The sequence below is a fragment of the Anaeromicrobium sediminis genome (genome assembly GCF_002270055.1).
Taxonomy (GTDB): Bacteria; Bacillota; Clostridia; order Peptostreptococcales; family Thermotaleaceae; genus Anaeromicrobium; species Anaeromicrobium sediminis.
The window spans coordinates 80,765-95,762 of record NZ_NIBG01000005.1; the positions used below are offsets into that span (position 1 = coordinate 80,765).

At 31.0% G+C, this 14,998-nt stretch carries 15 protein-coding genes; 14 read left to right on the forward strand and 1 reads right to left on the reverse strand.

What is annotated here, in order from left to right; genetic code table 11:
* Nucleotides 1–17 precede the first annotated feature (17 nt).
* The 4 genes from aroA to CCE28_RS07755 all read left to right on the forward strand — a co-directional run bounded on the left by aroA (nt 18) and on the right by CCE28_RS07755 (nt 4,283).
* On the forward strand, nt 18–1,316 hold the full coding sequence (aroA, locus tag CCE28_RS07740; RefSeq protein WP_095132654.1) for a 3-phosphoshikimate 1-carboxyvinyltransferase: 1,299 nt from the start codon (nt 18–20) through the stop codon (nt 1,314–1,316).
* On the forward strand, nt 1,294–2,394 hold the full coding sequence (gene aroC / locus CCE28_RS07745; protein ID WP_095132655.1) for a chorismate synthase: 1,101 nt from the start codon (nt 1,294–1,296) through the stop codon (nt 2,392–2,394). Before aroA ends, aroC begins: the two co-directional genes overlap by 23 nt.
* A complete protein-coding gene (locus CCE28_RS07750) occupies nt 2,382–3,488 on the forward strand; it encodes a chorismate mutase (RefSeq protein ID WP_095132657.1) in 1,107 nt (368 codons plus the stop codon). The genes aroC and CCE28_RS07750 overlap by 13 nt, the downstream gene beginning before the upstream one ends.
* Nucleotides 3,489–3,797: 309 nt before the next feature.
* Nucleotides 3,798–4,283: a shikimate kinase gene (locus CCE28_RS07755; protein ID WP_095132659.1), complete on the forward strand. Its 486-nt coding sequence runs from the start codon at nt 3,798–3,800 to the stop codon at nt 4,281–4,283.
* A gap of 383 nt (nt 4,284–4,666) precedes the next feature.
* Here CCE28_RS07755 and CCE28_RS07760 read toward each other — a convergent pair whose 3' ends face one another.
* Nucleotides 4,667–5,311 (reverse strand): TVP38/TMEM64 family protein, encoded by a 645-nt coding sequence (locus CCE28_RS07760; RefSeq protein WP_176461720.1) that lies wholly within the window; start codon nt 5,309–5,311, stop codon nt 4,667–4,669.
* A 511-nt stretch (nt 5,312–5,822) separates the two neighbouring features.
* On the opposite strand from CCE28_RS07760, the gene CCE28_RS07765 reads away from it, so the two are divergent.
* The 10 genes from CCE28_RS07765 (at nt 5,823) to CCE28_RS07810 (ending at nt 14,904) form a co-directional block, all read left to right on the forward strand.
* On the forward strand, nt 5,823–6,506 hold the full coding sequence (locus CCE28_RS07765) for a response regulator transcription factor (protein WP_095132663.1): 684 nt from the start codon (nt 5,823–5,825) through the stop codon (nt 6,504–6,506).
* The gene (locus CCE28_RS07770) at nt 6,503–7,576 is read left to right on the forward strand and encodes a sensor histidine kinase (protein ID WP_095132665.1); all 1,074 of its coding nucleotides are present in this window, start codon (nt 6,503–6,505) and stop codon (nt 7,574–7,576) included. The genes CCE28_RS07765 and CCE28_RS07770 overlap by 4 nt, the downstream gene beginning before the upstream one ends.
* Nucleotides 7,577–7,864: 288 nt before the next feature.
* Nucleotides 7,865–8,488: a flavin reductase gene (locus CCE28_RS07775; RefSeq protein WP_095132667.1), complete on the forward strand. Its 624-nt coding sequence runs from the start codon at nt 7,865–7,867 to the stop codon at nt 8,486–8,488.
* Nucleotides 8,489–8,737: 249 nt separating this feature from the next.
* The gene (locus CCE28_RS07780; RefSeq protein ID WP_095132669.1) at nt 8,738–9,847 is read left to right on the forward strand and encodes an NAD(P)/FAD-dependent oxidoreductase; all 1,110 of its coding nucleotides are present in this window, start codon (nt 8,738–8,740) and stop codon (nt 9,845–9,847) included.
* Between the two features lie 5 nt (nt 9,848–9,852).
* The gene (locus CCE28_RS07785; protein WP_095132671.1) at nt 9,853–10,035 is read left to right on the forward strand and encodes a hypothetical protein; all 183 of its coding nucleotides are present in this window, start codon (nt 9,853–9,855) and stop codon (nt 10,033–10,035) included.
* 205 nt (nt 10,036–10,240) lie between these two features.
* Nucleotides 10,241–10,990: a tRNA threonylcarbamoyladenosine dehydratase gene (locus CCE28_RS07790; protein ID WP_095132673.1), complete on the forward strand. Its 750-nt coding sequence runs from the start codon at nt 10,241–10,243 to the stop codon at nt 10,988–10,990.
* A gap of 208 nt (nt 10,991–11,198) precedes the next feature.
* Entirely contained in the window at nt 11,199–12,221 is a 1,023-nt protein-coding gene (gene asrA / locus CCE28_RS07795; protein ID WP_095132933.1) for an anaerobic sulfite reductase subunit AsrA, read from the forward strand.
* Nucleotides 12,214–13,005 (forward strand): anaerobic sulfite reductase subunit AsrB, encoded by a 792-nt coding sequence (gene asrB, locus CCE28_RS07800; RefSeq protein WP_095132675.1) that lies wholly within the window; start codon nt 12,214–12,216, stop codon nt 13,003–13,005. The genes asrA and asrB overlap by 8 nt, the downstream gene beginning before the upstream one ends.
* Nucleotides 13,006–13,017: 12 nt before the next feature.
* Complete coding sequence (gene asrC / locus CCE28_RS07805) at nt 13,018–14,022, forward strand: sulfite reductase subunit C (protein WP_095132677.1); 1,005 nt, start codon at nt 13,018–13,020, stop codon at nt 14,020–14,022.
* 114 nt (nt 14,023–14,136) lie between these two features.
* The gene (locus CCE28_RS07810; protein ID WP_095132679.1) at nt 14,137–14,904 is read left to right on the forward strand and encodes a formate/nitrite transporter family protein; all 768 of its coding nucleotides are present in this window, start codon (nt 14,137–14,139) and stop codon (nt 14,902–14,904) included.
* Nucleotides 14,905–14,998: the final 94 nt, after the last annotated feature.

The following is a 14,998-nucleotide window of genomic DNA, read 5'->3' on the forward strand; positions in this document are numbered from 1 at the left end:
ATTAAGGAGAGAGTATGATGAAGGCAGTAAGGATAACTCCTAATAGATTAAAAGGGGAAGTAATTATCCCTCCATCTAAGAGCATGAGTCATAGGGCTATCATATGTGCAGCATTAGGTGATGGGAAAAGTAAAATAAGCAACCTTATTATGTCTAAGGATATAATAGCCACAACGGAGGCTATGAAAAACTTAGGTGTTAAGGTGATAGATACTAAGAAAGATGATAATGATAAATATGAAATTACTATAGAGGGAAGAGATGATTTAAAAGTATTAAATGAAGTTATAGATTGTAATGAATCTGGTTCAACTTTAAGATTTTTAATTCCCATAGGAACTTTAGCAGATGATAAGGTAACTTTCACAGGAAAGGGAAAACTTGTGGAAAGGCCTTTGGATACTTATTATGAAATCTTTGAAAAACAAGGATTAAACTATGAAACAGATGATGGAAATCTACCATTAACTGTGGACGGGAAATTAAAGGCAGATAAATATGAAGTAGTGGGAAATGTAAGTTCTCAATTCATAAGCGGACTATTATTTACATTACCTAAGTTAAATAAAGCTTCTAATATAGCTATAACTACTAATCTAGAGTCTAAGGGTTACATAGATTTAACTTTAGATATGTTAGAGAAGTTCGGAATAAAGATAGAAAACAAAAACTATGAAGAGTTTAAAATAGATGGAAATCAAAGGTATACTCCTAAGGACTACAGGGTAGAAGGAGACTTTTCCCAAGGAGCATTCTGGATTGTGGCAGGTTTAATAGGTGATTCTATTAAATGTCTAGATTTAGATTTAGCCTCTAAACAGGGAGATAAGGAAATATTAGAAATAGTAGAGAAAATGGGTGGAAAAATAGAGTACAAAGAAGATGGTATTTTAGTTCATCCAAGTGAAACTAATGGTATAACCATAGATGTATCCCAATGTCCAGATTTGGTTCCAATCCTTACTGTATTAGGAACTTTTTCTAAGGGAGTAACTAAAATAGTAAATGCAGCAAGACTTAGAATAAAGGAATCAGATAGATTAAAGTCCATATCTACAGAGCTTAATAAATTGGGGGCTAATATTATTGAGTTAGAAGATGGTCTTGAAATTCATGGAGTGGAAGGACTAACTGGTGGAGTGGTAAATAGCTGGAATGATCACAGAATAGCCATGGCTCTAGGAATAGGCAGTATGAAATGTAGTGGAGAGTTAACTATAGAAAACAGCTCTAGCGTGGAAAAATCATATCCATCCTTCTGGGAAGACTTCAAGAGTTTAGGAGGTCATGTTCATGAGTGGAATATGGGGGAATAACATAAAGGTATCCATATTTGGAGAGTCCCATGGACATGGAGTAGGCATAGTAATAGATGGTCTTCCAGGGGGAATAAAGTTAGATATGGATTATATAAAATATGAAATGGACAGAAGAAAGCCTGGAAAGAGTAAGCTAACTACCAGTAGGAAAGAGGCTGATGAAGTAAAGATTTTAAGTGGATACTTTAATGGCAAAACTACGGGAACTCCCCTATGTGCATTTATAGAAAACACTAATACAAGATCTAGAGATTATAGTAAAACTAAGGACTTAATGAGACCAGGTCACGCTGATTATACAGGTTATATGAAATACAATCAGTCAAACGATTATAGGGGTGGGGGCCACTTCTCAGGAAGGCTTACAGCACCTTTAGTATTTGCAGGAAGTATAGCTAAACAAATACTAGAGAAGAATAATATACTTATAGGAAGTCACATTAGCAGTATATATACACAAGTTGATGAAACATTCGATTATGTTAATTGTAATGAGGAACTAGTGAAAAATTTAAGACTGGAAGAATTTCCACTTATAGATAAAAGCAAGGCAGATTCTATGAAAGATATAATCCTAAGGGCAAAGGAAGAGGGAAACTCTGTAGGAGGAATAGTTGAAACGATCATATTAAATGTGGAAACTGGCATTGGTTCACCATTTTTCTCCTCTATTGAAAGCAGAATTTCGAGCATGATGTTTTCCATACCTGCCATTAAGGGAATAGAATTTGGAGAAGGTTTTAATATGGCCAAAATGAAGGGGAATGAGAGTAACGATGAGTATTGTATAAAGGATGGAGAAATAAGGACTTATACTAATAATAACGGTGGAATACTAGGTGGAATATCAAATGGTATGCCTATAGTATTTAAATGTGCCATAAAACCAACTCCATCCATAAGTATGGAACAAAGAACTATAAACATAGAGAGTAAAGAGGAAACTTCCCTTTCCATAGAAGGTAGGCATGATCCATGTATAGTTCCAAGAGCTATACCGGTAATTGAAGCTGGGGTTGCCCTTACCTTACTAGATATGATAATAGAAAAGAAGGGATTAGAATGGATAAATTAGATTTATTGAGATGTGAAATAGATAGTGTAGATAAGGAATTAGTAAAACTTTTCGAGAGAAGAATGGAGATCGTAACTGAGATAGGTAAATTCAAAGAAGAAACAAATATGCCCATATTGAACAAAAGTAGGGAAGAAGAAGTTTTAAAGAAGAATGCTTCTTACCTAAAGGATGAAGAGCTAGTAGGACCAATGAAGGAATTCTTCAAAAAGGTAATGGAGATAAGTCGTGATGTTCAAAGGGAAAGAATGTTAAATAGGGTTATAGATAAGAAATCTAAAATAAAAGTAGGGTTCCAAGGCCAGTCTGGTTCCTTTAGTGAAGCAGCACTTAATGAATACTTTACAGATGTGGAAAGTATGAATGTGGAAACCTTTGAAGATGTATTTGTAAGTCTTCATAGTAATCATATAGATTATGGTGTGCTTCCCATAGAAAACTCTTCTACAGGAGGAATATCAGAGGTATATGATTTACTTAAGAAGTATAATGGATACATTATAGGAGAAGTTTGTTTAAAAGTTAAGCACAATTTATTAGGGGTGGAGGGATCATCTATAGAGTTATTAGAAGAAATCTACTCCCATCCACAGGCATTGGAACAAAGTAAGGAATTTCTAAAGAAATATCCACATATAAAATTGATTCCATATAAAAACACTGCCATAAGTGCTAAATATATAATGGAGCAAAAAGATGTTAAAAAGGGTGCAGTTGCAAGTGTTAATGCAGCTGAAATTTATAATCTTAAAGTGTTAAAGGAGAACATTCATCATAATCATAATAACTATACAAGGTTTGTTATAATAGGGAAAAATCCCGAGATTTGTGAAAATGCTAATAAGGTAAGTGTACTAGTGAACACTAACCATGAGGCAGGAGCCTTATTTAATGTATTAAGATATTTTGCAGACAATGATATAAGTATGTTAAAGATAGAGTCTAGACCAATCATAGGTAGATCATGGGAATATTTCTTTTATATAGATTTTCAAGGGAATATACATGATGAGCATGTTAAGAAGGCCATTAAGTTAATTGAAGACAATGCAAATTACTTTAAGTTAATGGGGAATTATATTTCAGGTTCTTAAAATATAAAAATCATGTAATAAATAGATGTTCATGTACCTACTGTGTTTCAATAAATCAAAACGTTTTAGAGGTAAGTCACTATCAGATTAGAGAGTGTGAATCTGATAGAAACTATAGAAGGTTCATAATTGTTTACATCATAGGATGTTCTGATGTTCCACCTCTAAAAAAATTTTGATTTATTTCAACTTGTAGGTGCTGAAGTTTATAGAGTTAACGAATTAGAGATTAAAGTTGAGAGTTGAGGGAAAAAGATTTTAACCCTTAACTTAAAACTCTTAACCCTAAAAATAAGAGGATGATAGATTATGAAGAATATTGTGTTAATAGGTATGCCCGGTTGTGGAAAAACTACCATAGGAAAGGAAGTTGCCCACAATTTAAATAGAGAATTCATAGATATAGATGAAGAGATAGAAAAGATGGCAGGAAAAACTATCACTGAGATTTTTAAAAGTGGGGAAAGTCATTTTAGGGAAATGGAGACGAAGGCCACTGAGATTGCTAGTGAGAGGACTAATACAGTCATATCTACAGGTGGAGGAATAATAAAGAATCCATATAATATGGAGTTACTTAAGAGAGATGGTGTTATTATTTTTATAAATAGGCCCATAGATAATATATTAGAGGATGTAGACACGGAAACTAGACCTCTTTTAAGTAAGAAGGAAAATTTGTTGAAGTTGTATGAAGAAAGATATGATTTGTATAAGGAATATTGTCACATGGAAGTTATGAATGATGGTAGTGTAGAAGATATTATAGAGAATATAATAAAGATGACTAATTAGAAGAAAGCTCTGCGTAAGCAGAGCTTTTTTTATGAGATTTACAATAATAAACGGCGAATCGTACCATAAATAACGGCGGTTTTTATTGAAGAAGTGTTTACAAATCATAAGCCAATTTAGGTGTAAAAAGTTTATCTTAGGGTTAATATATTGAAGAAAAGAAAAAGTGATTGAAATTGCTACTAAAAGCTATAGATATAGTGAAACAGCGAATATTATCAGAAATAACGATGCTTTATGAAATAGGGTATTAAAATTTAATACCCTATTTCATAAAGTTAATTTCTCATGGTTACAAAAAAATGGTTATTTGTATGCAGTTATAATCGAAAAGTGGAGCAGAATCTAAAGTTGATCTAATATAACTAGAATAAGAAATCATACTACTGAGGAGTAGGTCTCATTACTTTATTCCAGATGCTTATTAAATATATACTTATTACAAATAAGGTAACTGCTAGGAATATAAAATAGTATGTTGAATATAAAAAGCTTTGTCCTAAAATGTTATAAATAAGTATTAGTGGCATATGAGCAATAATAATAGTCAAAAGAAAGTTTCTATAACTTAAACCCATGTAGGAGGAAATAAAACAAATTATATCCGTTGGAGAAATAGGACATAAAATTCCTAATACTAAGAATTTATAATTATATTTTTTAGATACATGCATTAGTTGAGGAAATTTATTATTAATTTTGTTTATAAATTTCATATTGTAAGAATTTTTACCTAATATAAATATAAGGGTTTCACTTATAATAATTGAAAGCATACATAAGGTAAAGCCTACTATAGGATCAAACAATATACCACTCATGATCATAAATGGCATTCCTGGTAAAAGAGCAAAAATTCTTATACTAGATATTATAAAAAAAGTGACTGTTGATAATCCTTTATTATATTCTATGAATTTCATTAAATCACTTAAGGAGGAAATTTTAAAATAATATCTTATTAAAAGAAGTATGAAAGCCCATATGATGATCATTAATATTTTAGGTACTGTATTATGTTTTTTCATAGTATCCCACCTCTTCTCAATACAAACAGTGCACTCCATGTAATTAGAATTAGTGTTTTGAGTATTCTCATAGAAGAAAACCTCCTTCATTATGTTACAATCATATTGTATCTCTTAAATCTTAATATAGAATAAAAAAAAGTCTTAAGGATTCTTAAGACTTCTTTAATTAGGACCTTAAGATTTATATAATATACTATCTTAATATGAAAAGGAGGTAGTATATAATGGAATGGAAGAATTTTATAAAGAAATATATTAAAAATCCAAAAATATTAATGCTATTATTCCAAGGTCTGAAAAGTTAGCCCATAAGATGATTGAAGATATTAAAAATTACAAAAGATATTTTTAGAAAAGAGAAGGCATGTTTATAACTTTTTAACAGACTTTATTGAGAAGAAAAATTTTTAGACAATACTTTTAAAATATAGATAGAAAAAAGTGTTTATAAATCTTTCACTAGCGTATGTACTAAAAATCTAAAATTCCTAAAAATGAGGTGTTTTATATGAGTGATAAAATATTGATTGTAGATGACAATCATGAAATTAGAAATATTGTGTCTATATATCTTAAAAATGAAGGGTATGAAGTAATTGAGGCTGAAGATGGATACAAAGTTTTAGAGATAATCAAAGAAGAAGACATAGATTTAGTATTATTAGATATTATGATGCCAGGAATCAGTGGAATAGATATTTGTAATGAAATAAGAAAGGATTATATGATGCCTATCATATTTTTATCAGCAAAGGATACAGAAATTGATAAAATATTAGGATTATCATCAGGCGCAGAAGATTATATTACAAAACCTTTTAGTGCTGTTGAACTTATTGCAAGAGTAAAATCACAGCTTAGAAGATACAAAAGATATAACCAAGCAGACAATAACAAAAAAGTTATAGAAATTGGAAATTTAAAAATTGATTCCAACACAAGACAGGTTTTTGTAGGAAATAAAGAAGTATTTCTTACGGCTAAAGAATTTGAAATTTTAGAGTTACTAGGAAGAAATAAAGGAATCGTTATGAATATACCTAAAATTTATGAGGTTGTATGGGGAGAAGAATTTTTCAAATCAGATAATACGGTAATGGTTCATATTACCAAAATAAGACACAAAATAGAGGAAGATCCTAAAAAGCCTATTTATATTAAGACTGTTTGGGGAGTTGGTTATAAAATATGAAACGTTTTATAAGTAGCAAAATAAGTATACAGATTTTATTGGTTGTAATGTTTAGTTTTGTTACAACCATGGCTCTCGTATTCAAGCTTTTAGGCGGTCTTTTGCGTGGATATATATTACATTATCATAGTGAGCATGTTGATGCTGTCTTGGTTACTATCTTTCATATAATAATTACTATGGCAGGGATGATCACCTTTATAGGAATTTTTTATTTTATGACTAATAAAAAAATTAAATATATAAAACATATATCAGAAAAAGTAAAAGAAATTGCTACAGGGAATATAGGCTATACTATTGAGGTGAAGGGAAATGATGAAATAGCGGAGCTTTGTAATAGTATAAACACCATGTCTTTAGAACTTAAAGAAAAATTTGATCAAGAAAGAGAAAATGAGAAGATTAAAAATGATTTAATCACAAATGTATCTCATGATTTAAGAACACCTCTTACATCTATAATAGGATATCTTGAACTCATTAAAGATCATAAATTTCAAGATGAAAAGTCTATGGATGAATATTCCATATCAGCTTATAACACTTCCATAAAGATGAAAAAATTAATCAATCAGCTTTTTGAATATACAAAACTTTGTAGCATAGATTTTCAATTAAATAAAGAAAGTGTAGATTTATCATTACTTATTAATCAAATAGTTGGGGAGTATACTCCTATTTTTGAGAAGAACGAGCTACGAATAGAGGAAAAGACTGAAGATACAGAGCTTATAGTAAATATTGATATTGATCAATTTATGAGAGTTCTAGATAATTTGCTATCTAATGCCTTAAAATACGCTCATAAATATTCTACAGTTGTAGTAGAAGCCTATAAATTAGAAAATAAAGTGAAAATTATAGTAAAGAATAAAGGTGATTATATACCAGAAGATGAAATAAATAAAATATTTGATAGATTGTATAGAATTGATAAGTCAAGACAAGACAGCTTAGAGAGTAGTGGTATAGGACTTTCCATAGCTAAAAGAATTATAGACCTTCATGGGGGAACTATATGGGCAAACTGTGAAAATGACAACATATGGATAAATATTTTAATTTAGATAGAAAAACAAGAAACCTTAGTTAAAGCGAAACGGTGAACCCTATCATAAATAACGACAATTTATATAAAAATATATTAATATCATAAAATATAGAAATTAATACATAAACTTGAATATATTTCAAAAGTAACTCATATAAATACTATGTTATGTCAGAATGTTAGAAATATCTAACGTCTTAAAAATTCAAGTAATGATTATATGTCAAAAGGGGGCTGTCATATAATGATTAACCCACAATAAATTAAATGGCGTGAATTTATGAAATTATAAGGGGTGAATTATATGGATACAAAGGCATTTTTTAAACTTAGTTATGGTCTTTATATAGTTTCAAGCTGTCATGAGGATAAACAAAGCGGCTGTGTAGTTAACACACTTTCACAGGTTACATCCAAGCCAGCAAAGCTTTCTGTCACTATTTCAAAGGATAATTTTACAGAACAAATTATTGAAAAATCAGGATATTTTGCTGCAATAGCATTAACACAAAATGCTGAAATGGACTTAATCGGTGAATTTGGTTTTAAGAAAAGTGAAACTGTAGATAAATTTGCTAAATTCAATAGCAAAATGGATGAAAAGGGAATTAAGTATATTACTGACTCTGCCGCTGCAAGATATAGTTGTAAAGTAATTAATAAACTTGATTTAGGAACTCATATTATGTTTATTGGTGAAGTTCTAGAAGCTGAAGTATTAAGCGAAGATAAAGTTATGACCTACGCATACTACCATAAGGTTAAAAAAGGAATAACACCTAAAAATTCACCATCATATAAAGAAGAAACTGGACAAAAGGGCTACCGCTGTAAAATTTGTGGTTATGTTCTAGAAGCAGAGGAAGTTCCTGAAGACTTTATATGCCCTATATGCGGACGAGGACATGATCAATTTGAAAAACTATAATACATAATTAATAATAAATTTTAAGGACACGGATTTAAACCGTGTCCTTTTTTGTCATAGGTTCCTAATTATTTTTTATTAGATTAATTATATAGATCGTCAAATATTTTGTAGACATGTGATTTTTTATTGGAATAAAAAACTTCAGATAAACGGAGGCTCATTAACTATGCAAATGATTCCTAAGCATAAATTCATTTTTTTTGCAAAAACTAACAGCAGAAATAAATGGATATAGATTAGAAAGGAATGTTTGTTGTGAAGGTAGCCATTATTGGAGCTGGTGTTTCTGGATTGTCATGTGCAATTGAATTAGAAAAGCATGGAATTTATCCAGAAATTTTTGAACGTAATAGCTTTATTGGTGAGCACCACCCTCATGTGTCAGCCTTTTTAGGACTAATTACTAGACCAGCGGCTGATCCCATAAAATATATAGATAAAGAATTCGGAATTAAATTAAAGCCCCTAAAAAAATTTCGAAAAGTTATCCACTACTCACCTAATAATCAAGTATCTGTATCAGGTCCATTAGGCTACTTTATGATTAGGGGGAAAGAAGAAAACTCTGTGAAAAACCAACTTTGTAGGCAAGTTAAATCACAGATTCATTTAAACAGTTTTGTTCAGCCCGAAGATTTGGAAAGGGATTTCGATTATGTGGTTGTGGCCGATGGTCACTGGGCCATCCCTACTAGGTATGGTATATGGCAGGAAGTAATGCGTACATGGGTAAGTGGTGGTATCTTTGAAGGTGACTTTGAAAATGACACTTTAAAAATGTGGCTCGACAACCAACTCACAAAAGGAGTATATATTTACTTAGCCCCTTACAGCAAAAAGAAAGCTGTTATTGCCCATGTGGTTCAAAATATAGGGCATGAGGATTTAAATGGGTATTGGTACCGCTTTTTAGAATCCCATGGAATTTTAAAAGAATATGATATGATAGAATACTGGGAACGACCTCACCATGCTGGTACTGTTACTACTAATAGGGTAGGAAAAATCTACTTTGCGGGTGCTGCAGGAGGGGGAGTTGAGCCTTTCTTGGGTTTTGGCCAGTTTAACGCTGTGATTTCTGGTGTGATGGTAGCTAGGAGCATTGCCCAAGGAACAGATGTAAACTTGCTATTAAAGGATTTGCACAAAAAAAGTCAGCAGTTGATTACCTTTAGACCCTTATTGAATACTGCTACAAATGATGATTATGACCGATTATTAGGTATTATGAAAACTCCTGGACTGAGAAGCATGGTATATAGGACTGATATTGATATGATTAAACTCCTTTCAAATGGTTTAAAGTTAGTTTTAGGTGAAAGTAAAAACCAAGTTTCATCAACTAAAAGGAGGTAGTGATTTTGGGTGGATTTAAAATCATATGCAGTCAATGCGGTTCAGATAAGGTTATTGAGAAGAGTGGTAAAAATAAAATTGATCGGTTAGGAAAACGTGTTAAATACGCAGAAGGAATCGAAAGGCAATGCTTAGATTGTGATAATGAGTCTTTTGTTATTCATAGAACATGGTGTGAAAAAGGTTAAAGATACTAGATTAAAAGGTGGTGTAAATCACTTTTTATTTTTATCCTAAGTTAGCTATATTTGTACATATAAGTTTTTTATTGAAATAAAACAAAATTAAATCCATGATTGCCATTAACTTCCCTATAGGATTAACTAAAATTAACTTGAAAATCATTATCATATAAAGTAAAGTGTTACTAGAGTATTTTTAAGGAGGAACAACATGTTACACGAATTTTCAAGAACAGAAATGGTTATCGGTAAAGAAGGATTAGATAAATTAAAAGAAAGTAAAGTGTTAATTTTTGGAGTTGGTGGAGTAGGTTCTTTTGTAGCAGAAGGTTTAGCTCGTTCAGGAGTGGGCCATTTTATTCTGTGTGATGATGATGATGTATGCTTAACAAATATTAATAGACAAATTCATGCCACTAGAAAAACTGTTGGTAAGCAGAAGGTAGAGGTTATGAAAGAGAGAATTTTAGAAATTAATCCAAAGGCAACTGTAGAGACATATCATATGTTATATAATAAAGATACAGCTGAGCAAATTCTTCCAGAGCATTGCGATTATGTTGTAGATGCCATTGACATGGTATCGGCTAAATTAGATTTGGTTGAAAGATGTAATAAAAGGGGATTTCCAATTATTAGTTCTATGGGTACAGGTAATAAACTTAATCCAACCATGTTAGAAGTAACGGATATTCATAAAACTAGTATTTGTCCTTTAGCAAGGGTTATGAGGAAAGAATTAAGAAATAGAAGGATTAAGAAGTTAAAGGTAGTATATTCTAAGGAACAACCAATAGAAACTAAGCCTATAGCAGGAGATTGTAAGACAAACTGTATTTGTCCTAATAAAGATAGAACTTGCGTTGAAAGAAGAGCTATTCCAGGCAGTGTTTCTTTTGTGCCTTCTGTGGCAGGACTTATTATTGCATCAGAAGTTGTAAAGGACTTAATTAAAAAATAATAAAACAAAAACCTTGAGTATAGAATTAATGGCAAATTAAGGCCTTAGTCTATACCAAGGTTTTTTTATTTGTGTAACAAATACCAATTAATATGATGCATACAAGGAATAAAGTTATGGGAATAATAAAATGGTATTAAAATCCAGTATGTTCATAGCATTTATTATTGATGACATACTTATGAATTATGGTTATAGGAGAGATAAGATGGGTTTAAAAATGAATTATAAAGAATTTAATAATGCTTTAGAGGAATTGTCTAGGAACTATAAAATTTATGCACCTATTAATATGAATGGAAAGGGACGGTTTTCTGGAACAGATGTGGTAGGTTATGGTGAAATTAATAAAATTGAAGATGCAGTTTTTGGCTTGAAGTCCTATTATTCTCCTAAGGAAATTGTATTTCCAATTAGACAAACTCTATTTTATTTTGGAGATGATGAGGTTAAAGAACCAAAGGTTGATGATAAAGATACAATAATCCTTTTAAGACCATGTGATATAAATGGAATAGAAAGACTTGATAGTATTTTTCTTCACAATGGTACCTATGAAGATATATATTATAAGAAGCTTAGAGATAAAGTTAAATTTTTTATGATTGAGTGTGCAGAAGGTTTTGATACCTGTTTCTGTGTTGCAATGAAAGCCAATAAAACAGATAACTATTCAGTAGGTATGAGAGTAAAGAATGGGGAAATATATTTACATATTAAAGATAAAGACTTAGAAGAAGTTTTTGGTAATCTAGGTGATGAGGTTGATTTTAAACCAGATTTCATAGAGAAGAACAAAATTGAAGTTAATGTACCAGATCCAGAAAAATTAACCATTGATATATTTGAACATGAAGTTTGGAAAGAATATGATGAAAGATGTATTGCCTGTGGCAGATGTAATACATCATGTATTACATGTAGTTGCTTTACCATGCAAGATGTATTTTACGATAGTAATCAAAAGGTTGGAGAAAGAAGAAGAGCATGGACAGGTTGTCATGTGGATGGATTTACTGATATGGCAGGAGGTCACAGTTTCAGGCAAAAAAATGGAGCAAGGATGAGATTTAAGACCCTACATAAGGTAAGTGATTTTCATAAAAGATTTGGTTGTAACATGACTGTAGGTTGCGGAAGATGTGACGATGTTTGTCCACAATATATTTCCTTATCAAAGTGTATAAACAAATTATATGACATAGTAGAAGGAGGTCCTAAAAATGAATAATCCATATGTATCCTTTAGACTTCCCATAATAGATATAGTTAAAGAAACTGATATAGATTATACATATAGATTTGAAAGTGACATAAAACCTGAAAATGGCCAGTTTTTAGAAGTATCATTACCTGGCATTGGTGAAGCTCCCATATCTATAAGTGATTTTGGAGATGGATTTATAGATTTAACCATAAGAAAGGTTGGAAAACTAACAGGGGAAGTATTTGATTTAGCTATAGGAGATTATCTATATGCAAGGGGACCCTATGGAAATGGGTTTTTGCTAGAGAATTATATAGGAAAGAATTTAATAATAGTTGCAGGCGGAACAGGACTTGCTCCAGTTAGGAGTATTATTAATTATTTTTATGATAATATGCATGAACTTAAAAGCTTTAAATTAATTGTAGGATTTAAATCTCCTAAAGATATTCTATTTAAAGATGATATTGAAAGATGGAAAGGAAAAATAGATGTAACCTTAACAGTAGATAAGGGAGATGAAAATTGGAAAGGAAACACAGGACTAGTTACAGAGTATATAAAGAAATTAGAAATTTTAGATAAGGAAAAAACAGAAGCAATAGTAGTAGGACCGCCAATGATGATGAAATTTTCTAATATTGAACTTATGAATAGGGAAGTGCCAGAAGATAAGGTATGGGTATCCTTTGAAAGAAAAATGAGCTGTGGCATAGGAAAGTGTGGACACTGTAAAATTGATGATACATATGTATGTTTAGAAGGACCCGTATTTAATTATACAAAAGCTAAGAACCTAATAGACTAATGGGGTGATAATATGTCTATCAATACTAAACAAGTTAAAAAGAATGCATATAGAATAACAAAAACTAGAGGGAAAACTGCTTTAAGAATAAGAGTCCCAGGTGGACATTTAGAAGTAAAACATTTTGATATTATTAAAAAGGTTGCAGACGAATATGGTAATGGAACGGTACATATTACAACTAGACAAGGATTTGAACTGCCTGATATAGATTTTGATAAAATACCTGAAGTGAATAAAATGATTAGGCCAATTTTAGAAGGATTAGAACTTGCTATAGGTGTGGATATATCAGATCTAGAAAGTGGATATTGTGCTGCTGGAACCAGAAATGTATCAGCTTGCATTGGAAATAGAGTATGTCAATTTGCTAATTTTGATACGACGGATTTAGCAAAGAGAATTGAAAAGGAAATATATCCTAACGATTATCATGTGAAAATAGCTGTAACAGGATGTCCTAATGATTGTATTAAGGCTCATATACAAGACTTTGGCATTATAGGTTTAACTGAACCTCAATATGCCCAAGAAAGATGTATAAGCTGTGGAGCATGCGTTAAAAATTGTAAAAAAAGGGTTACTAATGCTTTAAATTTTGAGAATTACAGTGTTAAGAGGGATGCAGATAGATGCATTGGATGTGGCGAATGTATACTAAAGTGCCCTACTGGAGCTTTAACTAGAAGTAGAGAGAAATATTTTAGATTAGTTATAATGGGGAGGACAGGAAAGAAAAACCCTAGAATAGCAAGGGCCTTTTTAGAATGGGTTGATGAAGAAACTATAATTAAAGTAATTAAGAATTGTTATGAACATTATATTGAGAAATATATTGATAGAACCTTACCTAAAGAGCATGTTGGTTATATAGTTGATAGAACTGGATATGATTTATTTAAAAAAGAGGTACTTAGGGATATTACTCTAGATACAAAGGTTAAGGTAGCCAGATACATAGATTTTGGTGGTTATATGTATGATAGAAACACAATGTTTACAAGAGGATATAATTAAATTAATTTAAAATATTAGTTTAGATTAGGCACTTATATTAATATGGTTAAGGGATTAAGGACAAAATATCTTAATCCTTAACTCTAAACCTGTAAAATAAAAAGGAGAAAAGATATGTCTGGTGATGTTCTTAGTAAATTATGTGATGTGGCAAAATTAAAAGTAGATTTCTTAAGAAGGAGTAAAGGCAAATATACTGTTGCTTCAGCTTTAGCAGGATTTTATGTGGGACTTGGAATTTTATTAATTATGACTATTGGAGGTATACTTTCAAATGCAGAGTCACCATATACAAAGATAGTAATGGGAGTATCCTTTGGAATTGCCCTGAGCTTAGTATTAATGGCAGGTTCAGAGTTATTTACAGGGAATAATCTCATTATGATGGTAGGAGTTTTAAATAAAAAAGTATCCTGGTCAGATACAATAGGAATTTGGATATATAGCTATATTGGAAACTTTCTGGGTTCAATACTCATTGCATTATTGTTTATATATACAGGTCTTGCCAAAGGGGCAACGGCAGATTTCATATTAAAAGTAACATCAGCTAAAATGAATGGTACATTTATGCCATTGTTGGTGAAGGGAATACTTTGTAATATTCTAGTATGTTTAGCCGTACTATGTTCAATAAGAATGAATAGTGAATCGGGAAAATTAATTATGATCTTTTGGTGTTTATTTGCATTTATAACTACTGGATTTGAGCATAGTATAGCAAATATGACTATTTTATCGATTGGTATGTTTATGCCTCATCCAGAGACTATTTCATTAGTAGGTATGTTTAATAACTTAATACCTGTTACCATAGGAAACTTCATAGGGGGAGCATTATTTTTAGGTGGAAGTGCCTATTATATAGGTAAAAAAGATTAGAACTAAAAAATAGATAATGAGATAAATTAAATCTATGTTTCTTTTGTAAACTCAATATTTATTTAGTAAAGCCTTGCTACTTGCAGGGCTTTAT

Excerpts from the sequence above, each read along its gene's own strand:
- CCE28_RS07790 (WP_095132673.1), top strand. The coding sequence starts at position 10,241 with ATGTTACACGAATTTTCAAGAACAGAAATGGTTATCGGTAAAGAAGGA.
- CCE28_RS07760 (WP_176461720.1), bottom strand. The coding sequence starts at position 5,311 with ATGAAAAAACATAATACAGTACCTAAAATATTAATGATCATCATATGG.
- CCE28_RS07780 (WP_095132669.1), top strand. The coding sequence starts at position 8,738 with ATGTTTGTTGTGAAGGTAGCCATTATTGGAGCTGGTGTTTCTGGATTG.
- asrC (WP_095132677.1), top strand. The coding sequence starts at position 13,018 with ATGTCTATCAATACTAAACAAGTTAAAAAGAATGCATATAGAATAACA.
- CCE28_RS07750 (WP_095132657.1), top strand. The coding sequence starts at position 2,382 with ATGGATAAATTAGATTTATTGAGATGTGAAATAGATAGTGTAGATAAG.
- CCE28_RS07755 (WP_095132659.1), top strand. The coding sequence starts at position 3,798 with ATGAAGAATATTGTGTTAATAGGTATGCCCGGTTGTGGAAAAACTACC.
- CCE28_RS07765 (WP_095132663.1), top strand. The coding sequence starts at position 5,823 with ATGAGTGATAAAATATTGATTGTAGATGACAATCATGAAATTAGAAAT.
- asrB (WP_095132675.1), top strand. The coding sequence starts at position 12,214 with ATGAATAATCCATATGTATCCTTTAGACTTCCCATAATAGATATAGTT.
- aroA (WP_095132654.1), top strand. The coding sequence starts at position 18 with ATGAAGGCAGTAAGGATAACTCCTAATAGATTAAAAGGGGAAGTAATT.
- CCE28_RS07810 (WP_095132679.1), top strand. The coding sequence starts at position 14,137 with ATGTCTGGTGATGTTCTTAGTAAATTATGTGATGTGGCAAAATTAAAA.
- asrA (WP_095132933.1), top strand. The coding sequence starts at position 11,199 with ATGGGTTTAAAAATGAATTATAAAGAATTTAATAATGCTTTAGAGGAA.
- aroC (WP_095132655.1), top strand. The coding sequence starts at position 1,294 with ATGAGTGGAATATGGGGGAATAACATAAAGGTATCCATATTTGGAGAG.
- CCE28_RS07775 (WP_095132667.1), top strand. The coding sequence starts at position 7,865 with ATGGATACAAAGGCATTTTTTAAACTTAGTTATGGTCTTTATATAGTT.
- CCE28_RS07770 (WP_095132665.1), top strand. The coding sequence starts at position 6,503 with ATGAAACGTTTTATAAGTAGCAAAATAAGTATACAGATTTTATTGGTT.